This window comes from Noviherbaspirillum sp. ST9 (assembly GCF_048799745.1).
GTDB lineage: Bacteria > Pseudomonadota > Gammaproteobacteria > Burkholderiales > Burkholderiaceae_D > Noviherbaspirillum.
In genome coordinates this window covers 1-25291 of sequence record NZ_JBLWFR010000004.1, presented here as the reverse complement: position 1 = coordinate 25291, position 25291 = coordinate 1, and the positions used below count along the sequence as shown (strand labels likewise).

Annotated in this window: 21 protein-coding genes; 8 read left to right on the top strand and 13 right to left on the bottom strand. The window is 64.0% G+C overall.

Annotation, left to right across the window (positions count from 1 at the left end; genetic code table 11):
- Positions 1-9: 9 nt before the first annotated feature.
- Complete coding sequence (locus ACNOHI_RS09265) at positions 10-351, bottom strand: DUF2917 domain-containing protein (protein WP_420474383.1); 342 nt, start codon at positions 349-351, stop codon at positions 10-12.
- A gap of 174 nt (positions 352-525) precedes the next feature.
- Between ACNOHI_RS09265 and ACNOHI_RS09260 the strand changes: the two genes are divergently transcribed.
- From ACNOHI_RS09260 to ACNOHI_RS09240, 5 genes are all read left to right on the top strand, one after another.
- A complete protein-coding gene (locus ACNOHI_RS09260) occupies positions 526-2004 on the top strand; it encodes a PLP-dependent aminotransferase family protein (RefSeq protein ID WP_420474382.1) in 1479 nt (492 codons plus the stop codon).
- Positions 2005-2136: 132 nt separating this feature from the next.
- Positions 2137-2835, top strand: a complete 699-nt coding sequence (locus tag ACNOHI_RS09255; protein ID WP_420474381.1) for an ABC transporter ATP-binding protein — start codon at positions 2137-2139, stop codon at positions 2833-2835.
- Entirely contained in the window at positions 2832-4229 is a 1398-nt protein-coding gene (locus ACNOHI_RS09250; protein WP_420474380.1) for an ABC transporter permease, read from the top strand. Before ACNOHI_RS09255 ends, ACNOHI_RS09250 begins: the two co-directional genes overlap by 4 nt.
- Positions 4230-4254: 25 nt before the next feature.
- The gene (locus tag ACNOHI_RS09245) at positions 4255-5028 is read left to right on the top strand and encodes an outer membrane lipoprotein-sorting protein (protein ID WP_420474886.1); all 774 of its coding nucleotides are present in this window, start codon (positions 4255-4257) and stop codon (positions 5026-5028) included.
- Positions 5025-6269, top strand: a complete 1245-nt coding sequence (locus tag ACNOHI_RS09240) for a hypothetical protein (protein WP_420474379.1) — start codon at positions 5025-5027, stop codon at positions 6267-6269. Before ACNOHI_RS09245 ends, ACNOHI_RS09240 begins: the two co-directional genes overlap by 4 nt.
- Before the next feature lie 5 nt (positions 6270-6274).
- Here the strand turns inward: ACNOHI_RS09240 and ACNOHI_RS09235 are convergent, their stop codons facing one another.
- Entirely contained in the window at positions 6275-6724 is a 450-nt protein-coding gene (locus tag ACNOHI_RS09235) for a hypothetical protein (RefSeq protein WP_420474378.1), read from the bottom strand.
- Positions 6725-6979: 255 nt separating this feature from the next.
- Between ACNOHI_RS09235 and ACNOHI_RS09230 the strand changes: the two genes are divergently transcribed.
- Together ACNOHI_RS09230 and ACNOHI_RS09225 are read left to right on the top strand one after the other, a co-directional pair.
- Positions 6980-8191 carry an EAL domain-containing response regulator gene (locus tag ACNOHI_RS09230; protein ID WP_420474377.1) on the top strand — a complete coding sequence of 404 codons (1212 nt, stop codon included), beginning with the start codon at positions 6980-6982 and terminating at the stop codon, positions 8189-8191.
- Positions 8192-8236: 45 nt separating this feature from the next.
- Positions 8237-8710 (top strand): SRPBCC family protein, encoded by a 474-nt coding sequence (locus ACNOHI_RS09225; protein WP_420474376.1) that lies wholly within the window; start codon positions 8237-8239, stop codon positions 8708-8710.
- A gap of 279 nt (positions 8711-8989) precedes the next feature.
- On the opposite strand, the gene ACNOHI_RS09220 is transcribed toward ACNOHI_RS09225, so the two are convergent.
- Complete coding sequence (locus ACNOHI_RS09220) at positions 8990-10192, bottom strand: YsnF/AvaK domain-containing protein (protein WP_420474375.1); 1203 nt, start codon at positions 10190-10192, stop codon at positions 8990-8992.
- A gap of 80 nt (positions 10193-10272) precedes the next feature.
- A complete protein-coding gene (locus ACNOHI_RS09215; RefSeq protein ID WP_420474374.1) occupies positions 10273-10914 on the bottom strand; it encodes a YsnF/AvaK domain-containing protein in 642 nt (213 codons plus the stop codon).
- A gap of 211 nt (positions 10915-11125) precedes the next feature.
- Here ACNOHI_RS09215 and ACNOHI_RS09210 point away from each other — a divergent pair, with 211 nt between their 5' ends.
- Positions 11126-11725, top strand: coding sequence for a hypothetical protein (locus ACNOHI_RS09210; RefSeq protein WP_420474373.1), 600 nt, complete (start codon positions 11126-11128; stop codon positions 11723-11725).
- On the opposite strand, the gene ACNOHI_RS09205 is transcribed toward ACNOHI_RS09210, so the two are convergent.
- The 9 genes from ACNOHI_RS09205 to ACNOHI_RS09165 form a co-directional block, all read right to left on the bottom strand.
- A complete protein-coding gene (locus ACNOHI_RS09205) occupies positions 11726-12469 on the bottom strand; it encodes an endonuclease/exonuclease/phosphatase family protein (RefSeq protein WP_420474885.1) in 744 nt (247 codons plus the stop codon).
- Entirely contained in the window at positions 12469-14637 is a 2169-nt protein-coding gene (locus ACNOHI_RS09200) for a VTT domain-containing protein (protein ID WP_420474372.1), read from the bottom strand. Before ACNOHI_RS09200 ends, ACNOHI_RS09205 begins: the two co-directional genes overlap by 1 nt.
- An 81-nt stretch (positions 14638-14718) precedes the next feature.
- A complete protein-coding gene (locus ACNOHI_RS09195; RefSeq protein ID WP_420474371.1) occupies positions 14719-15387 on the bottom strand; it encodes a glutathione S-transferase family protein in 669 nt (222 codons plus the stop codon).
- Positions 15388-15441: 54 nt separating this feature from the next.
- Entirely contained in the window at positions 15442-16017 is a 576-nt protein-coding gene (locus ACNOHI_RS09190) for a 4'-phosphopantetheinyl transferase family protein (RefSeq protein WP_420474370.1), read from the bottom strand.
- Positions 16017-20072, bottom strand: coding sequence for a Pls/PosA family non-ribosomal peptide synthetase (locus tag ACNOHI_RS09185; RefSeq protein ID WP_420474884.1), 4056 nt, complete (start codon positions 20070-20072; stop codon positions 16017-16019). The genes ACNOHI_RS09190 and ACNOHI_RS09185 overlap by 1 nt, the downstream gene beginning before the upstream one ends.
- 256 nt (positions 20073-20328) lie before the next feature.
- Positions 20329-21267, bottom strand: coding sequence for an alpha/beta hydrolase (locus ACNOHI_RS09180; RefSeq protein ID WP_420474369.1), 939 nt, complete (start codon positions 21265-21267; stop codon positions 20329-20331).
- Between the two features lie 110 nt (positions 21268-21377).
- Positions 21378-21740 carry a DUF2784 domain-containing protein gene (locus ACNOHI_RS09175; protein WP_420474368.1) on the bottom strand — a complete coding sequence of 121 codons (363 nt, stop codon included), beginning with the start codon at positions 21738-21740 and terminating at the stop codon, positions 21378-21380.
- 6 nt (positions 21741-21746) lie between these two features.
- Positions 21747-23801 (bottom strand): primosomal protein N', encoded by a 2055-nt coding sequence (locus ACNOHI_RS09170; RefSeq protein WP_420474367.1) that lies wholly within the window; start codon positions 23799-23801, stop codon positions 21747-21749.
- A 799-nt stretch (positions 23802-24600) separates the two neighbouring features.
- Positions 24601-25291, bottom strand: a 691-nt coding sequence (locus ACNOHI_RS09165) for a uroporphyrinogen decarboxylase family protein (protein WP_420474366.1), incomplete at its 5' end; no start/stop codon positions are given.

The following is a 25291-nucleotide window of genomic DNA, read 5'->3' as shown; positions in this document are numbered from 1 at the left end:
CGCGCATCTTTAGGCGATGCGCTTCGGCCGCTGCTGGAACACCCGTCCGATACGCCGGAACAGTTCCAACACATCAAGGCGATACGGCGTGTAGTCGAAGGCACGCGGCAAGTCGACGAGGATGCGACAGTTGCCTACTGCTTCCGCCAGCACGAGACCGCGGTTGGGCACGGTATAGCTCATGCCCGGCCGCAGGAAGATATCGATCGGCTCGCCATAGGCGGTGATCCACACCACGCCCGAAACGCAGTGGATGCGGCGGCCCTCGGCGGCGACCAGTCTGAGGGGGTGGTTTTCGTGCAGTTCGCACTCGACCTGGCTGCGCGAGGCGGCGAGGATCTTCGGCTGCATGGTGCTCTCCTTTCTGTGGGTTAGAGGACCATCCTACGTTGTTGCATTGCAGCGCAACAGGTGCAGCAAGGCGGAATTGTTACCATCACAGGTCCGCTGCATGCCAACTGTACTGGTCGAAAAACCACTGAACTGTATCTTTGTGCCGCACTGCGGCACGGTCACAATCAAATCATGTCCGCACAAACCAACCTCTACGAGCACCTTGCCGACGAACTCGCGGCACTGATCGCAAGCCGGGTTTTCGCTCCCGGCGACCGCCTGCCGTCGATCCGGCACCTGGCGCAGCAGAAGCGCCTGTCGATCAGCACGGTGATGCAGGCGCTGCGCCTGCTGGAGGATCGCGGACTGGTGAATGCGAAGCCGCAGGCGGGCTACTACGTGCGCCCTCGCGCACGCGGCCTGGTGTCGCTGGCCGACGCGCAAGACATGAAGGAACCGACCTACGTCGGCATCAACAACCTGCTGATGGAAGTGCTGCGCGCGATGAAGACGCCTGGCGCCCTGCAACTCGGGCTGTCGTGGCCGCCGGACGAACTGCTGCCGGTGAAGCGCATGCAGCAGGTGATGAGCGCGGTCGCGCGGCGCAGCCCGGAGTTGCTCACGCGCGAAGGCTGTTTCGATACCAACGAACCCAATTTCGTCCGCCAGGTGATCCGTCGTGCGGTGGACTGGGGCCGCATCAACCCGCAAGAGATCATCGCCACCAATTCATGCACCGAAGCCTTGAGCCTGGGGCTGCGCGCCGTGGCCAAGCCGGGCGACACCGTCGCTATCGAGTCGCCAACCTATTTCGTGCTGCTGCAGCTGATCGAAAGCCTCGGCATGAAGGCACTGGAGATCCCGACCGATCCGAAGACGGGCATTTCGGTGGATGCGTTGGAGCTGGCCATGCGCGAAGGACTCGTGCAAGCCTGCCTGCTGGTGCCGAACGCGAACAATCCCCTCGGCTGCATCATGCCGGAGGCGAACAAGAAGCGGCTGGCCGGCCTGCTGACGCAGTACGACGTGCCGCTGGTGGAGGACGATGTCTACCGGGACATGTGCTTTCCAAGCGACCGGCCGTGGCCGGTCAAGGCTTACGACCGCTCAGGCCACGTCCTGCTGTGCTCGTCGTTCTCCAAGGTGGTCAGCCCGTCGGCGCGTGTCGGCTACATCGTTGCCGGTCGCTATACCGAACAGGTCGCCTATCTGAAGAACGTGTCCAGCGGCGGCACCAATCATTTCACCCAGGCAGTGCTCGCCGACTTCATCGGCAGCAGCAGCTACGACAGCCAGGTGCGCAAGATGCGCCGTGCGGTGACGCAGCGTGTGGCGCGCATGTCGGATGCCGTATCCGCGTTCTTCCCGGACGAATGTTCCGTTTCGTCACCGCAGGGCGGATTCGTGCTCTGGGTGCAGATGCCGGACGAGGTCGATGCGCTGGCCTTGCATCGGCAGGCCATTGAAAAGGGGATTGCCTTCATGCCGGGGCAGCTGTTTTCCGCATCGGGCAAGTTCGGCAATTGCATCCGCCTCAATTGCGGCAATGCGTGGAGTACTGAGATCGAACGTGCAGTCCGTACCATTGGCGAACTCGTCCACCAGCAGCTCGACCAGGGCATCCTGCGGGCAGCGCGAGAGCGACCGCGTGTCATTGAATTTACACGCTAGGTCGGCAACGCCTGCCATTCCATCCCTTTTTTTCGCCATTTCATCGCATCCACCGACATTTTGTCGCAAACCCCTCGCCCGCACCGCATGCAATAGCTATAGTGGCAACGATTTCTTTTCCGGAGAGCGTGCATGCATCCTGTCGTCCTCAAGCAAGTCGGCAAGACCTACCATCTCGACGCGGTCGATGTGCCGGCATTAAGCGATATCAATCTCGAGATCCGGCCCAATTGCTTCACCGTGATTTCGGGTCCCTCGGGCAGCGGCAAGACCACGCTGCTGAATATCATCGGCTGCATCGACCGGCCCGACCACGGTGAGATCGTGGTGGCGGGAGAGCCGGTGCAGAAGATGTCGGACGATGCGCTGTCCGATTTCCGCGCGCGCCATCTTGGCTTCATCTTCCAGAACTTCAACCTGCTGCCGGTGCTCACTGCTTATGAGAATGTCGAGTATCCGCTGATGCTGACGAAAATGCCTGCCGCGCAGCGCCGCCAGCGCGTGCTGGCCCTGCTCGACGCGGTGGGCCTCGCGGACCGTGCCAACAACCGTCCGGGTCAGCTATCCGGCGGACAACGGCAGCGGGTGGCGATTGCACGCGCACTCGCCCCTGCGCCGAAGCTGGTGCTGGCCGACGAACCGACCGCCAACCTCGACAGCCAGACGGGCGCGGCCATCATCGCGCTGATGCGCAAGATGCAACGCGAACATCATGTGTCCTTCGTGTTTTCCTCGCATGATCCGCAGGTGCTGGCGGAAGCCGACGACGCGGTCTTCATCCGCGACGGCCGGATCACCGGCGTCGAACGCCGCACGGAGGCAACGGCATGAACACCCTCTCGCTCGCCCTGCGCAACCTGCTGCGCAACCGCCGCCGTTCGCTGACCACGCTGCTGGCGATGATCGTCGGCCTGGTGGCCATCCTGCTGTTCGGCGGCTACAGCCGCAACGTCATCCTTGCGATGCAGACCGGCTACGTGCAGTTCCACGGCCACTACCAGATCCAGCGCAAGGATTATTTCCTCTACGGCAGCGGCAATCCGGCCGCCTATGGCATCCCGGATTACGAACGCATCATGGACACCGTCAAGCGCGACCCGGTGCTGGCGCCCATGCTGACGGTGGTCACGCCGAAGATGCAGCTCGGCGGCATCGCCGGCAATTTCGCGGCCGGCGTGTCCAAGACCGTCCTGGCTAGCGGCATCGTGGTCGACGAGCAGAACCAAATGCGTGCCTGGGACGATTTCGGCAGCATGAGTTATTCGCGCCCGCTGGCGCTGACCGGCACCACGCCGGACGCGGTGGTGATCGGCCAGGGCGTTGCCCGCATCCTGCAACTGTGCGGCCCGCTGGAGGTGCCGAATTGCCCGCAGGCGGCTGCCACGCCGCAAGCGTCCGGGCCGCAGGCGCCGGATGACATCGCCGCGCTGTCGGCCATGGAAAAGCCGGCCGAAGCCCCCGCCGGCGCGCAGAATGCGACGGCGATCGAGATGCTGGCAGCCAACCTGCGCGGCGCGCCGAATGTCACGCGATTGAATGTCGTAAAGGCCGAGAACCAGGGCCTGAAGGAAGTCGACGACGTGTTCATGATCATGCACCTGCAGCAGGCACAGCGCCTGATCTACGGCAGCGAGAAGCCGCAGGTCACCGCGATCCAGTTGCAGCTCAAGCACTCCAGCCAGATGCCCGCGGCGAAGGCGCGACTGGAAGAGCTGCTGGCGACGACCTTCAAGGATGCGCAACTGGAGATCCAGGCCTTCCAGACGCTGGCGCCCATCTATGGCCAGACCATCCAGTTCTTCAATTCGGTCTTCGGTTTCATCTCCATCCTGATCGGGGTCATCGTGCTGTTCACGGTCGGCAATACGATGAGCATGGCGGTGGTCGAGCGCACGGTCGAGATCGGGACGCTGCGCGCCATTGGAAGGCGGCGCGGCGGCATCCGCAGCATGTTCGTGTGCGAAGGCTTGCTGCTGGGCGTGATCGGTTCCCTGCTCGGCGTGGCGATCGCGCTGCTGTTCTCGGCGTTGATCAACAACAGCGGCCTGACGTGGACGCCGCCGGGCTATGTCTACGCCTATCCGGTGAAAACCCGCGTATGGGGCGAGGCCGGGCTGATTCTCTCGAGCGTGCTGGGTATGGTGGTGGTCGCGGTCATCTCCGCATGGTGGCCGGCGAACCGCGCGTCGAAGATGGTGATCGTGGATGCGTTGCGCCATGTATAAGGAAATCAACATGCAGAAAAAGAACATGCGCAGACTGACGCTCGCTGCAGTGCTGGCAGGCGCCCTGCTCCACCTGCCTGCCATCGCCTCTCCCGATGCGCAGGCGATCCTTGCCGCCAGCGATGCGGTGCGCAATCCCGGCTTCGCATTCGGGCTGACCACGACGCTGATCGAATACCGCAACGGCAAACAGGCCGACACCAGCACGCTCGCGGTCTACTCGAAGGAAGACAAGACCGGCGGACAGTTCCGCAGCCTGATCCGCTTCGTCGCTCCGGCACGCGATGCCAACAAGCTGATGCTCAAGAACGGCAACGACTTGTGGTTCTATGATCCGTCCAACAAGGCCAGCATCCGCATTTCGCCGCAGCAGCGCCTGCTCGGCCAGGCGGCCAACGGCGATATCGTGACGGTGAACCTGGCGAAGGATTACAAGGCCACGCTGGCCGCGGAGGAAGAGACGCAGGATGGCGAACGCCAGGCGCGGCGCTGCTACAAGCTCGCGCTGGAAGCGATCAGCCCGGATGTGACTTACCACCACATCGAAATGTGGATCGACGTCACCAACAACCGGCCCGTGAAGGCGCGCTTTTACACGGAGAGCAACCGCCTGCTGAAGACCGCCTACTACCGCAAGTACCAGAGCCAGCTCGGCGCGGAACGGCCGACTGAAACCGTCATCATCGACGGGCTCGATCCCAACTGGGTGACGGTAATGCGCTTCTCGGACTACGCGAAGCGCGAAGTGCCGGAAGCCTGGCTGCAGCGCGACTATCTGCCGCGCTTCAAGCCCGAATGATGCGCCGTCTCGCTCTCCTGCTCGCGCTGGCGGCAGGTCCCGCCCTGGCGCAGGATGCGGAACTCGATGCCCTGCGCCTTGCCGACGAAGCCCAGGCAGAGGTCGCGCGTACGTCCGACTGGTCCGCCTTCATCGAAGGCGCGGCCGGCCGCACGTTCCTGCGTAACGGCGCGACGTCGTGGGACCAGCGCCTTTCGCTCGACGTGCAGCTCGACAAGCGTGTCGCACCCGGCTGGCGCGTCGTGTTCGCCGACCGCCTGGACCTGTTCTGGCAGGACGAGCCCGCACGCCAGCACGGCATCAATACGCTCAAGGAAGCCTATCTCGGCTGGCAGGCGCGCGACGACCTGCTGGTCGACCTGGGCCGGATCAACGTACGCAATGGTGTGGCGACCGGCTACAACCCGACAGACTACTTCCGCACGGGTGCAAACCGGTCGATCATCTCCGCCGATCCGGCCAGCCTGAAGAAGAACCGCCAGGGCAGCGTCATGCTGCGCGGGCAGGCGTTGTGGGACAGCGGGTCGGTAACGGGACTGGTCTCGCCCAAGCTGGCATCACAGTCGAATCCCGCGGCGCTGAATCCCGATGTCGGCGCCACCAACAACCGCGACCGCTGGCTGCTCGCCTTCAGCCAGAAGCTGTCCGACGGATTCAGTCCGCAATGGCTGCTGTACAAGGAAGAAGGACTCCCGGCGCAGGCCGGTTTCAATCTCTCGCTGCTGGTCAATGATTCCACCGTCGCGCATGTCGAGTGGTCGGGCGGACGCAGCCCTTCCGTTTTCGCACAAGCGACGCAAATTGACGATACGGCCTTCCGCAACCGGCTCAGTGCCGGCCTCACCTATACCGCGGCGAGCAAGCTGTCGGTGACCGTCGAAGCACAGTACAACGGTGCCGGGCTGCGCGATGACGAATGGAGCGCCCTGCCGCGTACTGCGCCGCTGGCGTACGCGCGCTACCGGACACGGCTGCAGGCGCTGCAGGAGATGCCGACACGGAAATCGGTCTTCTTGTATGTGTCCTGGCAGGATGCGCTGATCAGGCATCTCGACCTGAACGCGATGGTGCGCCACAACCTGGCCGACCGCAGCCGCCTGTCATGGCTGGAGGCGCGTTACCACCTCGACCGCGCTGACCTCGCGCTGCAGTGGCAGTTGAACAGCGGCACGCCGTTCAGTGAATTTGGTGCAGCGGGACAGCGACGAGCCATCCAGGCGCTCGCCCGGTTCTTTTTTTAGGAAGCTCAGTCAGCGCGGGAACTCAAGGCCTGCGGCGACGGATGGTCCGCGGCGAGAAGGGTATTGCCGCGCGGCGTCGCCGCGGCACTGTTGCTGGGGGCCGCCGCCTGTACGCTGGTTTGCCCCTCATACACCTGCCGATAATATCCGTGTGCAATGAGCGCCAGTCCCGCGATCAGCAACACCAGGCCGATGGCCGTTCCGAACCGCTCGATCTTGCGCAGCCGCGCATGTTCCCGCTGGTCGAGCTCCAGGTCATATTCCATCCGGCGGCCAGGCGATGACAGGATGAGGTAGGCCTGGCGCATCTGCTGCAGCCGCAGCTGGTCTTTCTTGCGCAACGGGTGGCTGCGGTTGCCTGCGATGTGCTGGCTCAGACTGTGCCGGTAGCTCAGCTCGATGTCGGAAGCATTCGCTCGCCGTGTCACGCCCAGCTTGTCGTAAAGGGTTTCCATTTGGCAGTGTCACTCCTGCTTGGGGCAAGCGGGCACTTTATCGAATGCGGTCGGGGCCAACAATCCCGTGGATATGGGAGTTCCGGTGACACAGTTTCCGCCCGGATTTTTTCGCTTGCGCGCACCGCCTGTCGCATCGTGCCGACCATTTGCTCTGTTGCGCTTTACAAACGACGGCAATGCAACCAAACTCACAAAACCGTTGACGGATATCAACATTCCTGTCGCCCTCGGTTGACAGAACAGAAACGCGCCATGACCAAAGACAATCCGGTCCCGATTGCCGACCTGCATTTCCTCATTGCGGAGGATGATGAATTCCAGCGCCACTGGCTGCACGTCATGCTGCAGAAGCTGGGGGCGCAGCACGTGGTGGAAGCGGAAGACGGCAAAGCGGCCCTCGACATCCTGCAGGCGAAGGACCAGCGGATCGACATCAGCTTCATCGACCTGAACATGCCGAAGATGGATGGCATCGAGCTGGTGCGCCATCTGGCCAACAGCGAAAGCCAGACCGCCATCGTGCTGACCAGCGCGCTCGGCTCGGCCTTGCTGCTGTCGGTGGAAACCATGTCCGAGGCGTACGGCGTCAACCTGCTCGGCACCTTCGAGAAGCCGGCCACCCCGGAAATCCTGCAGAAGCTGATCGACAGCTACCAGCCGCCGGCGGTGCGCCTGGCACGCAAGTCGCTGCCGGTGTTTACCCTGCAGGAAATCCGCGACGGCATCGCTGCCGCGCAGTTCGAACCCTTTTTCCAGCCCAAGGTGGAACTGGCGACCGGCAAGGTCAAGGCGGTGGAAGCCTTCGTGCGCTGGCGCCATCCGCAGCACGGCATCCTCACGCCGCCGGCCTTCATTCCGGTGCTGGAAGCCAGCGGCCACATGGAAGACCTCACCTGGCTGGTGGTCGAGCGCGCGGTAGCTGCTTGCCGGGGCTGGCATGACCAGGGGCTGATGTTAGGGGTCTCGATCAACCTGTCGGCCACCTCGCTCGCCGAACCAGGCCTGGCCGAACGCATCCTTTCGCATATCGGCCAGCACAACATCGACCCGCAGTACCTGACGATCGAGATCACCGAGCTGATGGCGATGACCGACGTGCCGGTCTGCCTGGAAAACCTCGCGCGCCTGCGCATGAAGGGCTTCGGGCTGTCGATCGACGATTACGGCACCGCCCATTCCAACGTGCAGCAGTTGCTGCGCATCCCTTTCCTTGATCTCAAGATCGATCGTTCCTTCGTCGCCGGTGCATCGCAGAACAAGCAGATGCACATCGCGCTCAGTTCCTGCCTGGAACTGGCAAGGAAACTGCGCCGCAATTCGGTCGCGGTCGGCGTGGAGACGCGCGAAGACTGGGACTTGCTGCGCGACCTTGGTTGCACCTATGCACAAGGCTTCTACATTGCCAAGCCGATGGAGCGCGATGCCATTCCCGGATGGATCGAGGAGTGGTCGCAGTTTTTCTGACCAGGGGTTACACTGCGCGGATTGATCCGCTGGTACTCCCCCGTCATGAAATTCGAACACCTGATTGAAATCAACGATCCGCTCAACCCGCTGATCGACCGCCTGTCGCGCGAGCAACTCTGGCGCGGCCTTGTCCTCCGGGCGGAAACGCCGATGGACTTCGTGCCCCACCTCGACAATTGCAGCATTCTCGAGCGCGACGAACAAACGATGACGCGCGAACTGCGCTACGGCGATCTCGTGGTTCGCGACAAGGTCACGCTGGAACCGCTCAAGAAGGTGACGTACCACGTGCCGCTGCAAAAGGGCATTCCGGAATCGCGCCTGACCATGACCATCGAGGAACCCGAGCCGGACATCCTGTTCGTGCGCTTCGTGTATGACGACGGCGCAAGCGAGGAGCAGGATACGGCCGAGGCGTTCTACAACGACTTCCGCAAGTCGGCGTACAAGGAGTCGGATATCGATACGATACGCACGATTCGCGAGATGGCGGAGGCGGGGCGGCTGGGGGAGTAGCGCCCTTCTTCACGTGCGGGCACGGTCAGGTAATTCGTCAGTATCCATTCCCGTCGTCCTCGCGAAGGCGGGGACCCATAGGCTGATAGCACGAGCGACCTCACCATGGATCCCCGCCTGCGCGGGGATGACGGGATACTGTTTGAAAGCAATCGACCTTAGTCACCCGCCTTCACACAACTGTTGTCCTGCCCAACATGGCGCGGGGAGCCGCGCATCCGCTTTGGCTCCCCGCTTTGCCCCTCCCCGCTCAGGGGGAGGGATCGTCAGACTGTCGTGTTACCGGCCGCGCTGCCGGCCGGTGACGCGCTCGGCGCCGTAACGCACCGCATCCTTCACCTTGTCCCAGGCACTTTCCGGATGGTCGCGTTCCCAGTCGCTGCGCAGGTTGGATTCGGCATCTTCCCAGCGATAGTTCCTGTAGCGCTCGCTGCCTCCGGCCATGGACCCGTAGCGATACGCGGCATCGTAATCTTCATACCGTCCGCCGCTGCTGCCGTAGGCATTCTGCCAGTGCGTACGGTAATCGGAATCGTCGGAAGTCATCGCCGAGTCGCCATAGTCGCTGCGCATGCCGGTGCCCGATGCCATCGACGTATCCGCCGCCGTCGTTGCGCCGGTGGTCGAACGGTCGGCCGCGCCGAGCTGTTCGACGTCGACCTCGGTCCTGCGTACGGTGTCGTTGATGTTTTCGGTGCGTTCGGTAGCTTCCTTGCCGACCACCACTTCCTCGACCACGCGTGCCGACTTCGAGACCACCGGTTCTTCCGCCGTTTCACGCAGTTCGATGGCGCCTTCCTTCATCGCCGTCAGGTCGGCTTCGGACGCAGGCTGGTCGACCGGATGGCGTTCGACATTGACGTGCTCTTCGCGCAGGGTCACCGATTCCTGTACCGGCTTTTCGGTCATGCGCTGGTAGATGCGCACGCCACCGCGCTGGACTGCCCGCTTGCCGACCTGCAATTCTTCCTCGACGATGGGGATGCGCTGCTGCTCGCCGCGCATCGACTGTGCCGTCGAATCCGTTGTGCGGTTCTGCCCATACAGGGTGCGATCCTTTTCGATCTCGCTGTCGGTGTACATCGGCGCTGCGGCATCGTAGCCGGTCCATCCCTGGCTGCGCCACTGCGACGAACGTTCATCGATGTCGACCGGGTCGAAGCGGTTCATCACCTCGATCGCACGTTCGCGTTCCTCTTCGCTGTCGGCATCCACCGTGACGACGCAGCTGCCGCGGCGCATGGCTTCGGCATAGACGTCATGGTGCATCCGGTCCTCTTCATCCTCCATACCGAACAGCGAACGGAAGAAATGACCGATGCCCGAGCCGGTTCCGCTGTCCCTATCCTGGGTGAGTGAAGTCCGGTCAGCTTCAGGACTGAGCTGAACCTCATCCCGTGAAAAGCCGCAGGCGAGAAGCTCGTTCATCACGTTCTGTGCTTGGGCATAACTGTCATACACGCCCACTACCGTGTTTTCCATGATCACACTCTCCTAACATGTTGTCTGTCCGCCGGAAGGGCCGGATGGGACGGGACACGCACGCATAAGGCGTGCCTGCATCATGACGGCCGCCTCCCCTCGTCGAAATGCTCCACCTGCACCTGCTCCGAACGCAGCACGACCGTCTCCGGCTTGCGCACTTCCTCGCGGCGGCGGGTGATGCGCACCTCTTCCTTGAGCATCAGCTGTTTCTGCACCACCAGTACTTCCTCCAGCACGGGCACGACCAGCGTGTCGCCTTCGTAACGCATCTGCGGCTGGTCGGACTCGGCCACCACGCGGCCGATCTGCACGTGCTCGACCTCGAGCCTGTCCTGCAGCAGCGGCTGGTCGAGCACCTGTTCCCGCTCAGCCACCGTCTTGTGGATGCGTACGCCGCGGCCGGTGTCCACCACGCGCTTGCCGACCTTCACGTCCTCCTCCATCACGGGGAAACTCATCTGCATCGGATTTCGCGTGTCGGCGGATATCTGGAAGGTGAATGGCAGGCGATAGCCGCCGTCGTCCTGCCCGAGCAGGCTGACCGGCACCAGCACCTGCGTGCCGTCGAGGAGGCGTATCCATGCCTGCGGCCCGGAGCTGCTGTCGCCGCCGCCCTGCTGGATCGAAACGATGGACGCCGCATTGCCGGCGGCATCGGTCACCGGTGCGCCGACGAGATCGTCCGGCCTGCCGGACAGGCTTTCGGAAATGGTTGCCATGAGCGGTCTTCCCTTTCGGGTCAATGGACGACTCAGGTATGCAATTAGCAGACCGGGCGGCAGATGCGTCACGGGCGCTTCCTTACGCGTTGTACGACGGACCCTTTTTACCGTTCGCGCGAAAAAATTACATGGACGCCGCACGCCCGAACTTCTGAAGTGCGTTGCACTCTCAACCATATTCACTTTCGACAAGTTGAAAGGGGTCACTGTGAGCACCATCATTGCCGGACGATTCTTGCAGCAAACGGAAATTGAACACACCATCGAGGAGCTGGTGCGCGCCGGCTTCGCGCGCGACCGGATCTCCTCCTTCTACGTCAATCCTCCGGGACAGCACGACAGCTATCCCATCGGCGGCGACCATGCCATGTCGCCGGGCGCGCATGAGTCCGACAAGGGCGTGGCAATGGGGGCAGCGACCGGCGCCGCCGTGGGTGTGGCGGCCACCCCTTTCCTCGGTCCCGTTGGCGCGGTGACCGGCGGTCTGCTCGGCGCCCACATCGGCGGCCTGGTTGGCAGTCTCTCGCAGATGAAAGAGCGGGGAGAAACCGGGGAGCATGCGGAGGATGCCGACAACGCGGCGCCTGTCCGCCACTCCGGCATGCTGCTGGCGATCGCCGTGGGCGAGCAGGACGATGCGGACCATGCGGCCAACCTGTTACGCTCGATGGGAGCAGTGGAACTGGAACGTGCGGAAGGCACGATCGAGAACGGCGACTGGACCGATTTCGATCCCACTGCAACGCCGCACTTCCTGCAGCATGCGCCGCAGCAGCCGCTGCCGAGCGGCCCGAATCAACGCATGTAATCAGCCATCAATATGGGCGACCAGCGGCAAGTGATCCGAGGCGATCCTTGCCAGCGGCGTCGCATGCACCTCCACATGGACAAGCCGGTGACGCGGCCGGATCCAGATGCGGTCGAGTGCAAAGACCGGATGACGTGAAGGAAAAGTCTTCGGTGCCGGCACCGCCTGGAAGTGCGACACCAGCCAGCGCAATGACCTTCCCCAGACGAACCATTCGTTGATGTCGCCCAACAGGATGACCGGCATCTCGTCCGTATCGAACACCTGCAGCAGCCTGCGTATCTGGTCGCGCCGTTCGGCCGGACGCAGGCCGAGATGCGTGGCGACAACACGCAACATGTGACCGTGGCAGTTGACGTCCGCATCGAGCGCCCCGCGCGGTTCGCGGCTGCCGAAACTGAGGTCAATGGATCGCAGTGACAGGATGGGATAGCGCGTCAGCACGGCGTTGCCGTAGCGGCGCTCCGGTTTGTCGCATGCCGGTCCTTCCGCTGCGACAAAACCCGTCGCCTCCTGCAGCAGATTCAACACGTTGGGCGTCCTGGTTCCCCCGAGGGGTACTTCCTGCAGGGCGACGATGTCCGCGTTGATTTCTTTCAGCACCTGCGCCACCCGGTCGGGATTGAATTTGCCGTCACAGCCCACGGCGCCGTGGATGTTGTAGGTGGCGATCGTCAGCGGCCACGGATTGAGATCGGGCACGGTGTCGCGCACCGGCGGTTCCACGAGGGTCAGGTCATTCATCATGCGGTGCGATCCTCCCTGCGTCTGAGAAGTTTTTGCAGGCCGAGCGCGAGCAGGATGAGACTGCCCGCGACGGCGATCAGTACGGCAACCGTGCCGGGACTGGGATTGCGCACCGCTTCGGCCAGATGGTGCACGAAGGTGACCGTCATGGTGATGCCGGGAAGCATGCCGAGCAGCGTGCCGATCAGGTAGTCGCGAAAGCGGATATGCGACGCGCCGGCCACCATATTGACGACGGTAAACGGGGCGATGGGCAGCATGCGGATCACGACCATTGCGAGGATGCCGCGCCGGGCAATACGCTTGCTTAGCTTGTTGATGCGCGTACCGAGCAGTTTTTGCACGGCTTCCCGCCCAAGCCAGTGGCCGATGCCATAGGCCACGGCAGCGCTCAGCATCGTGCCGCCGATGGCATAGAGGGCCCCGAATACGGGCCCGAACACGATGCCAGTCACCGCGATCAGCAGCATTACCGGCACCATCACGAGCCCGGCGGCCACATAGCTCCCGACTACCGCGAGCGGCGTGAACGGCATGGCCTCCAGCTGACGCGCAAAGCCGACCAGCGCGGCGAGGTTGATATATTCGCGCAAGGGTGTCCACCGCCAGGCGACCGCGAGCAGGGCCAGTGCCACGGCGAGAAGGCCGACGCCGATCAGGCGGCGCGGCACCGGCGCGCGTTCTTCGCGGGGGACGAATTCGGCGACCAGCTTGTCCGGCTCAATGGGTTGCTCGGGGTCGAACAGGGCTTGCTCGGGGATCAGGGCGTCGAGCTCGGGCGTTGCTTCCGGTTCCATCGTGCACAGCGTGCGCTCCGAATGTTGCAAGGCGGCGACGGCGGCGTGCAGGCTGTTCTGCTTCCGCACTTCTGCTTCCACCGTCTCCGGCGCGACATCGAGATGTTCCGCCAGCAGGCGTGCGCGCAGCCGCGCGATGGCCGCGCCAATCCGCCCCGCGTCCGGGCCTCTCGCCTCGATGGTGACGCTGCATTCGGTATCAAGCGCCATCGAGCGGCTGCTCAGGTTGGCGGAGCCGATCGAAAACAGGCGGTCGTCGACTGCGAACACCTTGCTGTGCACGTTCAGGCACTGTCCGGTGAGGCCGGGAATATGCGGACAGTACATGCGGTAGCGTCCATGGCGGTCGGCCGCCTTCAGCCGCCGGTGGGCGCGCGCGCGCAACACGCCCATGGTCGCCTGCTCCAGCCAGCCGCTCTGCGTCCGCGGCGAGATAAGAAAGACTTCCGGCCCGTCCGGCGCGTCGAGGCGTTTCGCCAGCGCGTCGGCAATCATGCCCGAGGTGAAATACTGGTTCTCGAAGAACAAGGTGCGCCGCGCGGCGCCGATCGCGTCAAGATGCAGTTGCCGCACTTCATGCACGCCGGCCTGCGCCTCGAACATCGGTTCGGTGCGCGAAATGGCGACATCGATATTGCCAAGGTCCGGCACGACATCCGGCGGCCACGGATCCCCACCGCCGTCGAACGTCGCCGCAACAAGTTCCCCGGTCGCCCGCTGCCATCGGGAACGTGCCAGGTCACCCAGCGCCCGCGCCGCATCGCCGTCGACCAGCGCCTGCACGTCGTGAAAGGGGCCATGCGGCCTGCCGTCGCTATCGCGGCGCAACGGAGCGTGGCAGGCATGTTCCGGCGTGTCCCAGCGGCTGCGCGTGAGGTCGAGGCCGCCGACAAAGGCGATGCGGTCGTCGATCACGACAACCTTCTGGTGGTGCGACCCGCCGATCGGGTGCTTCGCGTCCATGCGGAAGGCAAGGCGCCGGTGCGTGCGCCAGTCGAGCTTGTAGACCGGCAACCACTCGCGCTCCAGCGCGTAGAGCATCGCAAAATCCCAGTTCAGCACGTAGGCATGCAAGCCGGGACGCTCGGCCACGATGGCGTGCAGGAAATCGCCGAGCGGTTCCGGATAGCCATCGCTCGCGCCGCCGGGAATGAGGCGGGTGCGGCTGTCGATGTCCCAGCTCAGGATGAAAATACTCCGGCGCGCCTTAAGAATGGCTGCGCGCACGGCACGGAAGTAGGCATCCGCATCCACCAGCATGGAAAACCGGTGCGCGTGTTCAATGCGCCAGCAATTGCGTCCCGGTTGAAGCAAGGCAGGTGAAGCAGGCCGCCGGGTAATCTGTTCCTCGGGCAATGGCAGGTTCACGATGTCGAAGGGAAAATACTTCTTTTCCTCTTCGACGCTCGGCCCCTGCGTTAGTTTCTCCCGGCGCAGTGTTTCCTTGCTTCAGCCCAGCTCGTACGCACCGCCGCGCTCCAGCGCGCGCTTGTACGCCGGCCGCTTGTGAATGCGGTCGAGGAAGTCCATCAGCTTCGGCCGGGTCGCATTCAGTCCGCCGCGCGCGGCCGCGGCTTCGAGGGGAAAGCTCATCTGGATGTCGGCGGCGCTGAAGGACTTGCCGGCGAACCACTTGGTGTGGCCGATCTCGTTTTCCAGGTAATCGAGGTGGCGATTGATCTGCGGCTCGATGAACGAACGTTTGGCGCGTTGCGCGATCGCCTTGGCCACGGGCTTCACGATGAAGGGCATGGGGCCCTTCTCGATGCGGTCGAAGACGAGCTTGAGCAGCAGCGGCGGCATGGCGGAGCCTTCCGCATAGTGCATCCAGTAGGTATAGCGCAGGCGCTCCGGCGTGCCATGCGCGGGCGAGAGCCGGCCGTTGCCGTAGCGGTCGACGAGGTACTCGATGATGGCGCCGGACTCGGCAATCGTGAGCCCCTCGTCGGTGATGACGGGCGACTTGCCCAGCGGATGGACTTCACGCAGGTCGGGTGGCGCGAGCATGGTCTTGGGGTCGCGCTCATAGCGCTTGATCTCGTAGTCGAGGCCGAGTTCTTCCAGCAGCCACAGCACCCGTTGCGAGCGGGAGTTGTTGAGATGGTGGACGATAATCATGGGAATATTCTTTTTAGGTTGGATGACCTATTTTCCCACGTTGGGCGAAAGTCGTCAGGGATTCGCTGCCAGCGCCACTGCGCCGGCAAATCCTTCTGGCAATGAGAGATCGATGAAGGTCAATTGCCGAAGAAGCGTTTCCACGTCCGGATGCCACTCGCGGAGCGCCATGCCGCGGCATTTCAGCGCCGCCTCCAGGCGGGTCCATTCGCGGGCAAATTCCGATGCGCCTGCAATGCGTGCGCGGGCATGCGGTCCGAGATAGTCGGCGGCGACCAATTCCCATTCCATGGTCTCGTCGATGCGCATGATATCGGCACCTACGCCACCGCCGCGCCGGATGGCCGCGATGGACAGCCCGGGCTCGTGGCTGACCGACAGTGCGATGGGCGTTTCCGGCATGTCGAGGCGCAGGGGATTCCCGGACGACGACGCCAGCGGCACGGCATCGGGCGCGCATCCAAGAAGCAGGCCGAGCGCTTCTCGGAGAGCCGTGCGGATGGCTGCGCGCGCCGTATCGCGAATCGTGGTGGCAGGCGTCTGCACGCCGATGACAACCAGGCCGCGGCCGGTCCAGCATCGCGCAAGGCGGCCCGCATCTGCAGGCCATGCCAGGACTTCCAATGGCATCACCGTGCCGGCGCGGCCGGACAGCCATGCCAGCTCGACGCGGCGGGAATCTGCTCGCCCTTCATCACCAGCGTCAGCGGGCCGAGCCGGGCGTTGTCCTCCACCACGGCGCTGTACAGCACGGCGCTGCGGGGCGCCATGTAGACGCGGTTGCCGATGGTGACCTCGTCGATTTTCATCACCCTGTCTTCGAACAGATGGGTCTGCGGGCAGGTCAGCGCGTTCAGTTCGCTGTAGTCGCCGATCTTCACGCAGTCGAATTCGGTCATGTCGGTGGTATCCATGTAGACGCCGCGCCCGATGCGGCAGCCGAGCAGGTTCAGCGCCGCCGGCAGCCACGGCGTGCCGCGCAGGTAGCGCAGGAAGTTCGGCACGGCGATACCTTCGTACATGTTGGTCAGCGCCTCGGACAGCCAGACAAACGGCGTCCACATCGGCGCGCTGCGGCGAGTGTAGCGGAACAGCAGCAGCCATTTCAACAGGGCAACGAAGAGGAAGGTGCCGACACCGTAGGCCAGCCCGGCCATCGCCAGGTCGCCCACGACTTCGCCCCAGTTGCCCGCACCGGCAGCCGGCATGACATCGAGCACGATGGTGTAGCCGACGGAAATCACGATGGCGTGCGGAGCAATGATGCGGAAGGCCTCGACCAGCCCGCGCGCGAGGCGTCGCAGCGGCGAGGGACGGAAGGTCAGCCGTTCCGGGAAGCCGGCTGTCTCCTCCCGCGCCGGCAGGTTGATCGGCGGCGATCCGAGCCAGGTCTGGCCGTTGCGGAGATGCGCGTTGCCAGGCACGGTGGAGTGCACACCGATCAGGACATTTTCAGGGAGCACCGTCCCGTCGGGGATGTAGGACCCATTGCCGACAAAGCTGCGCCGCGAGACGACGGTCGGCTTCATGGTCATCCATCCGCCGTCGATCTTTTCGTCGCCCAGCATGACGGCATCGGCGATGAAGGTTTCGTCGCCGAGGGTGAGCATGTCCGGCACCAGTCCCAGCGCGGTGGAGATTTCCGCATCGCGACCGACGCGTGCGCCGAGCAGGCGGTACCAGGATGGCGCATAGACCGTCGCATAAACGCCATGCAGGACGTTCAGGCTCGATTCCTGGATCTGGTTGACCAGCCATTTCGCGCAGTAGAGATTACTGTGCACCGGCCAACTGCCCGGCTTCAGGCGCGGCAGCACGCTCCAGCGGATCAGCGCCGACAGCAGCGCGGTGCAGACGATCAGCACGGCGGTTGCGGGGAAGGCCAGCACGAAATAGCGGGCGAGCTGGACCGGGATCGCATTGCCCTGGATCCAGCGGAAATGATCGGCGGTGTCCAGCCAGTCGATCAGCATGAAGCTGGGGAACACGGGCAGGAAGAACACGGTGGCGATCAGCAGCGCGCCAACGAGGAAGAACAGCGCTTCGCCAACATGGCGCAGTCGCGATACGGCCGGGCGCGGCGGATTGGAGGCGGGGTCGAAGACGCCGGCATCCTGCGCCGGCGAGCCGCGCCAGACGCGTCCCGCAGGCACCGCCATGCCGTCGCCCAGCGCGGACTGGCCTTCCAGATGTCCGTGCGCACCGATGGCGGTATTGCCTTCTAGGACGGCGTACGAGCCGACGCAGGCGTCCGTCCCGATCGCGATGTTGCCCAGGTGCAGGCGGCCGTGCTGCACGCGCGCATTTTCGAGATTGACCGCGTTGCCGATGGTGGTCCTGTCGCCAATGCGCAGCAGGTCGGGCGCGCGCAGCGTGATCGAGCCGATCGTGACGTCGCGGCCGACATGCGCGCCGAGCGCCCGCAGCCACCACGTGTACAGCGAGGAGCCGTTAAGCAGGTAGGTCGGCGCGGATTCCACCAGGCGGTCGGCCAGCCACCAGCGGTAATAGGTGACGCCCCACAGCGGATAGCTGCCGGGGCGCAGGCGGCCGGCGATCAGCCATTTGCCGCCGATGGCGACGGCAAACTCGAGCAGCGTCGCCAGCAGGAAGGCGGCGATCGAGGCCGTCACGGCCAACGACACGGAATCACCGGGTTCGCCGGTGAAGTAGTGATACGTGAAGAAAGGCGCAAGCCACTGGGCCATGCGCAGCGCCACAAGCGCGGGGATCGCCGCCGCTTGCGCCGTACCGCACAGCCAGCGCTGGCGCCAGGACGGCGGCGTCCAATCGATGTCGGCGGCCGGCGCCGCCTCGCGTGCCTGCGACAGCGCGGCGGCGATGCGTCCGATGACGCGGTTCTGGTAGATGTCGCGCACCGTGACATGCGCGTAGCGCGCGTCCTTGCGCAGCGCCGATGCGAGGCGCGCGGCCAGCAGCGAATGGCCGCCCAATCCGGAAAAGAAATCCGCGTCGCGCCGGATCGGCTGGCCGGGGAACAGCTTTGCCAATGCGGCAAACAAGGCTTCCTCGGCGGGCGACTGCGGCGCGTCGGAACCGTCGTTGCCGCTCGTCTCCGCTGCCAGCGGCGTCGCCTTGAGCGCCTTGCGGTCGATCTTGCCCGAAGTCAGGCGCGGCATCTGCGGCAGCAGTTCGAAGCGGCCGGGCACCATGTAAGGCGGCAGTGCGGCGCCGAGCGCATCGCGCAATGCCGGGACAGCAAGCGTGTGTCCGGCATCAGGCACGATGAAGGCAACGAGCTGGTCAATCCCTTCGTCCTGCCGCAGCACGACCGCCGTCGTGCCAACGCCAGGCTGCTGGGCGAGCACGGCCTCGATCTCGCCCAGCTCCACGCGGAAGCCGCGTATCTTTACCTGGTCGTCGGTCCGGCCCAGGCATTGCACACGACCGTCCATCTCGATGCGGGCGAGATCGCCGGTACGGTACAGGCGCGTCTGGTGTTCGTTGCGCGCCCACGGGTTCATCAGGAATTTTTCCGCCGTCAGCTCGGGACGGCCGAGATAGCCCGCTGCCACGCCGGGACCGGTGATGCAGAGTTCGCCGACCTCGCCGCGCGGCATCAGTTTCAGTCCGCCTTCGATGGCAGTGTCGATCACCAGCAAGCCATAGTTCGGCAGGGGCCGTCCGATGGTCACCGGCTCGTCCGGATGCAGTTCCGCCAGGCTGGCCGAGACGGTCGCTTCCGTGGGGCCGTAGGTATTGAAGACCTGTCTGCCGGGCCGGGCCCAGCGCGCCACCAGGGACTCCGGGCACATCTCGCCGCCGAGATTGATGATGCGCAGGCCGGGTACGTCCTCGTTGAACAGCGCCAGCAGGGTGGGCACCGCATGCAGCACGGTGACCGCATTGGCCGACAGCGCGCGTGGAAGCGCTTCCGGGTCTGCGGCGATGTCCTTCGGGGCGATCCACAGTGTTGCGCCGACCAGGTAACTGATCCAGATCTCCTCGAACGACATGTCGAAGGCGACCGAGAATCCCTGGTAGACGCGGTCGCTTTCGCGGATGCCGAGCACCGCGTTCTCGCTGCGCAGGAAGTGGCAGATGCTGCCTTGCGTGATCGTGATGCCCTTGGGCTTGCCGGTGGAGCCCGATGTGTAAATCACGTAGGCCGGATGCGAAGGCAGCACGTCCTTGCAGCGGTTCACTGGACCGTGTGCCGGCAGCGCCAGGTCTTCCGCCATCCATACGGTTCGGCCGCATTCCTTTAGGTGGGCGGCGAATTCGCTGCAGCTGACGATGCCGGCGGCGTTCGCATCGTCGAGACACACGGCGATACGGTCGACCGGTGTATCGGCGTCGAAGGGCAGCCATGCGGCGCCCGCCTTGGCAATCGCTGCCTGCATGACAAACAGGTCGATCCCGCGCGGCAGCCACAGGCCGACGATCTGCCCCGGCCGCACGCCGGCAGCAATCAGGCGGGACGCTGCATGATCGGCAAGGCGGTTCAGTTCGCCGTAACGCATGCTTCGATCGCCGAAGACAAGCGCGGTCTTCTCGGGCAGGCGCTGCGCGGTCGCTTCGAGCAGGTCGGCCAGCACTTCGGTGCGGAGCAGTTCGGGCTGGGCCGGCCCCAGCAGGATTTCATTCGCGAGGGACGGATCGGCGGCGAAGGATGGGGCGGGCGGCTGCGTCGCGGCGAGGCCGGACAGCGTGGTTTCGTTTATCACAAGCGGCGGCAGGGAGGATTGTTACGGTAACAGGACAAGCGCTTTGTTGGCGCTTTGCTCTGATTGAAGTGCCAAGAGGGACCGGAAATCCAATCCGCATTGTGACTTGGCGGAACGCATTATCGTTCCCCGATCCTGCTGCGGCAACCCGTGAATGCCGTGTTTTTGCGATTCAGACAGCGTGCGTGGTCGTTCCGGCCACATGCCGCCGACGGCGGCGGCGAGCGTTCATGCAACCGGAATCCATCCCGCGTTACCGCAGGATGCTCGCCATAAAGGCATCGACGGCGCTCGTATAAGGTCCCGGCTGGCCAAGTTGCTCATTGATCTCCCGATGAGTCAGCGCTTGCTCCAGCACCTGCACGCGAACGCCGAGCGACGTGGCCTTGTCGGCGAAATGCCTGGCCTGCGGCACCGCGCTTCTGCGTTCCGTCGAGGCGACGGCAAGCATCGGCGGGGCGCCGGCGGCAAGGTGGTGCCAGGGCGAGGCCTTTCTCCAGTACGCCGGGTCACTGCCAAAGGCGCGGTCGTGCAGCGGCAGGTGCGGTCCTTCCATGGTCTGCACGACGTCGAGCGATGCACTGTCGAGCAGGACGGCGCCGCGCCACGGGGTGGCGCCTTGGCGCAGCGCGCGGCCGGGGTCGGCGGACACTAGCGCCATCAGGTGCGCGCCGGCGGAATGTCCCATCAGGATGCACTTCGCGGGGTCGCCGCCCCAGGAAACGGCGCGGCGCTGAGCGGTGACAAGCGCACGCACGATGTCTTCCGCCTGTTCCACGGGATCCGCCTGCGGCAGCATGCGGTAATTGGTCGAGATGAAGACCGTGCCCTGCGGCACCCAGTGCGCAACCTTGTTGGCGACCACGGAACGCATTGCCTTGTCGCCGCGATACCAGCCGCCGCCGTGCGCCATGAGGATCACAGGTGCGTTCTGTACCGGACGGCGCGGATGGTAGACGTCGAAGCGCTGGTCTTCGTCGCGGCCGTAGGCGACATCGCGCACGACCTGCACGTCCTGTCCGACGCTTGCGGCCTGCACGGTGTCGTCATCGCCGTCGTCGAGCTCGTCCTGGCCGCGACGCGCCGCGATGCGCCCGCGCAAGCCTTGCGCGAAGGACGGCGGATTGGCGGCTGCCATCATCAACATGGCGAGGAAGATGCGGCGCTGGCTGTGCTTGTTCAGGCTGGACATGGGGTGCTCCGTTTTTGTTGTCGATGTGGGAAGCGTAGCGCGCAGGGTGAGACCGCTTCAATGCAGGATTTGTATCGGAACGTAGGGTCTTGCAACGAGCGGTAAGGAAGTTATGCGCGCTTGCGCAAGATCAATCGCGTGTACACCACGGCATTGACGGCAAGCAGCACCGCGCCGAGCAGGTAGCGCAGTTCGATCGTGAGATTGTCGGGGTAGAGCAGCATCGACAGGTAATGCTCGATGAAGCGGCCCGTATAGCCGGCCTCGCCGCCCAGCACGCGGAAATGGTTTTCCAGCGGGGTGAGCGGGCAGATGCGGTCGGCCCACTGCACGAATACGCCCCACGCAAGCGCTGGCAGGTGCAGCCACGCAACACGCGGCCGGCGCAGGACGAGCAGGCCGCCGAACAAGGCAAATGCCACGAAGGCGACATGCAGGACCAGGATCAGGTCGGCGATGAGGCGGTAGAACATGGCGAATCAGATATCCACCGGATCGACCTCCAGCGACCATCTTGCCCGCGTTTTCGTCGCGCGCAATGTTTCCATCCATGCCTTCAGGAAGGCCTGCAGCGCGGGGCGCGAGGGCGACTCGACCAAAAGCTGCGCCCGCTCCACGTTCGCGACCCGCGTGACGGTCATTGGAATCGGCTCGTTAATGGTAATGCCGGGGTGTTCGACGCAGTGCGCGGCATGCTGGAGGAAGGCAATCGCGGTGTCGAGTTCGCGCGCTTCGGCACGCAGCAGCGCCTGGTACATGAAGGGCGGCACGCCGGCCTGGCTGCGCTCCTCCAGCAGGTCGGCCGCGAAGCGGTCGTAATCATGCGCCATGACGGCCGCGTACAACGGATGCGTCGGATAGCGCGTCTGGATATACACCTCGCTCGCATTGCCGCCTTCCTTCTGCCCTGCCCGGCCCGCGCGGCCAGCCACCTGCATCAGCTGCGCGAACAGGCGCTCGCTGGCGCGGTAGTCGTGCGAGAACAGCGCGGTATCGGGATTGAGCACGCCGACCAGCGTGAGGTTGCGGAAGTCATGGCCCTTGGCCACCATCTGCGTGCCGATCAGGATGTCCACTTCGCCGCGATGCACGCTGTCGAAGGCCGCCTGCGCGCTGCCTTTGAGGCGCGTCGAGTCGGCGTCGATGCGCAGGACGCGTGCCTGCGGAAAGACAAGCTGCAGTCCCTCTTCAATGCGCTGCGTCCCACGCCCCAGGGGCTGCAAGTCGACATTGCCGCAGGTGGGGCAGGACTTGGGAATGCGCAGCTCCAGGCTGCAGTGGTGGCAGCGCAGGCGATGTTCCGGCCGGTGCAGGACCATGAAGGCGGTGCAGCGCGGACAATTGCCGATCCAGCCGCAGGCATCGCAGGCGAGCACCGGCGCGTAGCCGCGGCGGTTAAGGAAGAGCAGCGACTGCTCGCCGGCATCGAGTCGGCGCTTGACGGCGCTGACCAGCGAGGAGGTCAGCCCCTCGCCGGGCTTGTCGCGCTCCATGTCCACCAGCCGCACTTTGGGCAGCACCGCATCCTTCGACGCACGCTCGCGCAGTTCGAGCTTTCGGTAGCGGCGGGACTGCACATGCTGCCAGGTTTCGAGCGAGGGCGTGGCCGATCCGAGCACGATAGGAATCTTCAGCTGGCGCGCGCGCCACACCGCGAGGTCGCGCGCCGAATAGCGCAAGCCTTCCTGCTGCTTGTAGGACGGGTCGTGCTCCTCGTCGATGATGATCAACCGCAGCTTCGGCAGCGACGCCAGGATCGCGAGGCGTGTGCCTAGGATGATGCGTGCGTGGCCGAGGTGGGCCGACAGCCAGTTCACGAGCCGCTCGCCTTCCGCCAGGCCGCTATGCAGCGTCGCCACGCGCACGCCGGGGAAGCGCGCGCGGATATTTGTCTCGACTTGCGGCGTGAGGTTGATTTCCGGGACGAGGATCAGGATCTGCGCGTCAGCGTCGCGGGCAAGGACCTGCGCCGCTGCCTGGAGGTAGACCTCGGTCTTGCCGCTGCCGGTGACGCCGTAGAGCAAGGTCGGTGCGAAGCCGTCCGCACCCGCAATCGCGTCAGCGGCCTGCTGTTGCGCCGGGTTGAGCACCGGGGCGTCGGCGGGTGTGGGATCGTGCGACAGCGCGAACTTGGCGATCTTCTTCAGCGCGCGTTCCAGCGAGACCGGCTTTTCCGCGCGCAGGTTCTTCGGCAGTCCGGGTACCGCGACCTCGCCCAGCGGACGCTGGTAGTAGTCGGCGGCGAACGCGCACAGCGCCATCCATTCCGCCGACAGCGGCGCGACTTGCGTGCGCACCGCCAGCACGTCCTTCAGCTTGTCCGCCGGGACTTCGGTGCTGTCGCTGACGCCGACGACCAGCCCCACCACCTCGCGCCGGCCAAACGGGACAAGCGCCAGCTGCCCAGGCACCGGCACGTCAGGGCCCCCGCTCCAGCGGTAGTCGAAGCAGGTATCGAGCGGCGTATCGAGGGCGATCTTGAGGTAAAGCGGGGTCACGGAGTCTCGGTGCGGAGAACAGGTGCCCGTTGGCATCCTGTCAGCTGTTGTTAATGTAATGCTTGAAGAAAAGGCCTAAAGCCACGATTCATAAAGACTTTTTGAGAAACCCACAGAGTCTGTGGATAACTTTGTGGGCAACTCCCTATTGACAGGCGGCAAGCCTAGAATTCATGCGGGTTCCAACAAATTACCCAATTGAAAAGCAAAAAAAATGTCCTTAAAAATCAATCGCTTAAAATGTCAACTTGGCGACAAAAAATATTTCTTTCCACAAATTTGGGGTCGCGGGCACAAGCACCGTGGCAATTAGTTTGTGTGAGTAAGTCGTCTGCGCCCCCACAATTTCTGCCCGATTTTTTCCTACATCGCTTGACAAAACGACTCTTTTTCTCATTGCAAAATTGGTAACGAAAAACGGTTTGGGCCGGTGCGCTTATCCTGGATCAAGCAGCGATTCCGGCTCGCAATCGCCACCATACTTAATGTAATTGTTGAAAAGCCGATCTAAATATCCGTTTCATAAGCGCTTTTTCCGCTATCCACAAAGTCTGTGGATAACTTTGTGGACAAGCGCCTCTTGACAGCCCGCAGAGCCCGATTTTATGCGGGTTCCAACAAAATGCTAAATTGAAAAGCAAAAATTTAGGTCTTTAAAATCAATTACTTACGATTTCGATGTGAGCTGGAAAAATTAATCCCAATAAATTTTTATGCTGCTTTGCACCAAAGTGCCAATGTGAATAAGCCTCCGCCTCCGGTCCGATTGTGTCCCATCGGCGATAGTCTGACTCTACTTGGCCGTCTTGGCGATTGCGCGGCTCAATCGCCAAGGTCAGTTGTCGTCGCGCAATGCCCGGCTCATCTCATGCACTGCTTCCACCAGCACGGAAACCGATTCCGGCGGGGTGAATTGCGAAATGCCATGACCGAGGTTGAACACGTGGCCGTGGCCCGCGGACGGCTTGCCGTACGAGTCCAGCAGCTTGGCCACTTCATCGCGGATCTGCTCCGGTCCGGCAAACAGCACGTTCGGGTCCAGGTTGCCCTGCAAGGCGACCTTGTGGCCGACACGCTCGCGCGCCTGGCCCAGGTTGACCGTCCAGTCCAGGCCCACCGCATCGGCGCCGATATCGGCAATCTCTTCCAGCCACAGGCCGCCGCCCTTGGTGAACACGATGGCCGGGATCTTCACGCCGTCGTGCTCGCGCTTGAGCTGCGATACCACGTCGCGCATGTAGGCCAGCGAGAAACGCTGGTACACGCCGTCGGCCAGGGCGCCACCCCAGGAATCGAAAATCATCACGGCCTGCGCGCCGGCCTCGATCTGCGCGTTCAGGTAGGCCGCGACCGCCGCCGCATTGGTGCGCAGGATGTGGTGCATCAGGTCGGGGCGGTCGTACAGCATCGTCTTGACCTTGCGGTAGTCGTCCGAGCCGCCGCCTTCGACCATGTAGCAGGCCAGCGTCCAGGGGCTGCCGGAGAAACCGATCAGCGGCACGCGGCCGTTCAGTTCGGTGCGGATC

Bases quoted from the DNA above. Each gene is read 5' to 3' on its own strand.
- ACNOHI_RS09245 (WP_420474886.1), top strand. From the start codon at position 4,255: ATGCGCAGACTGACGCTCGCTGCAGTGCTGGCAGGCGCCCTGCTCCAC.
- ACNOHI_RS09255 (WP_420474381.1), top strand. From the start codon at position 2,137: ATGCATCCTGTCGTCCTCAAGCAAGTCGGCAAGACCTACCATCTCGAC.
- ACNOHI_RS09225 (WP_420474376.1), top strand. From the start codon at position 8,237: ATGAAATTCGAACACCTGATTGAAATCAACGATCCGCTCAACCCGCTG.
- ACNOHI_RS09180 (WP_420474369.1), bottom strand. From the start codon at position 21,267: ATGTCCAGCCTGAACAAGCACAGCCAGCGCCGCATCTTCCTCGCCATG.
- ACNOHI_RS09250 (WP_420474380.1), top strand. From the start codon at position 2,832: ATGAACACCCTCTCGCTCGCCCTGCGCAACCTGCTGCGCAACCGCCGC.
- ACNOHI_RS09170 (WP_420474367.1), bottom strand. From the start codon at position 23,801: ATGCCAACGGGCACCTGTTCTCCGCACCGAGACTCCGTGACCCCGCTT.
- ACNOHI_RS09220 (WP_420474375.1), bottom strand. From the start codon at position 10,192: ATGGAAAACACGGTAGTGGGCGTGTATGACAGTTATGCCCAAGCACAG.
- ACNOHI_RS09205 (WP_420474885.1), bottom strand. From the start codon at position 12,469: ATGAATGACCTGACCCTCGTGGAACCGCCGGTGCGCGACACCGTGCCC.
- ACNOHI_RS09215 (WP_420474374.1), bottom strand. From the start codon at position 10,914: ATGGCAACCATTTCCGAAAGCCTGTCCGGCAGGCCGGACGATCTCGTC.
- ACNOHI_RS09230 (WP_420474377.1), top strand. From the start codon at position 6,980: ATGACCAAAGACAATCCGGTCCCGATTGCCGACCTGCATTTCCTCATT.
- ACNOHI_RS09190 (WP_420474370.1), bottom strand. From the start codon at position 16,017: ATGCCATTGGAAGTCCTGGCATGGCCTGCAGATGCGGGCCGCCTTGCG.
- ACNOHI_RS09175 (WP_420474368.1), bottom strand. From the start codon at position 21,740: ATGTTCTACCGCCTCATCGCCGACCTGATCCTGGTCCTGCATGTCGCC.
- ACNOHI_RS09235 (WP_420474378.1), bottom strand. From the start codon at position 6,724: ATGGAAACCCTTTACGACAAGCTGGGCGTGACACGGCGAGCGAATGCT.
- ACNOHI_RS09195 (WP_420474371.1), bottom strand. From the start codon at position 15,387: ATGATTATCGTCCACCATCTCAACAACTCCCGCTCGCAACGGGTGCTG.
- ACNOHI_RS09265 (WP_420474383.1), bottom strand. From the start codon at position 351: ATGCAGCCGAAGATCCTCGCCGCCTCGCGCAGCCAGGTCGAGTGCGAA.
- ACNOHI_RS09240 (WP_420474379.1), top strand. From the start codon at position 5,025: ATGATGCGCCGTCTCGCTCTCCTGCTCGCGCTGGCGGCAGGTCCCGCC.
- ACNOHI_RS09260 (WP_420474382.1), top strand. From the start codon at position 526: ATGTCCGCACAAACCAACCTCTACGAGCACCTTGCCGACGAACTCGCG.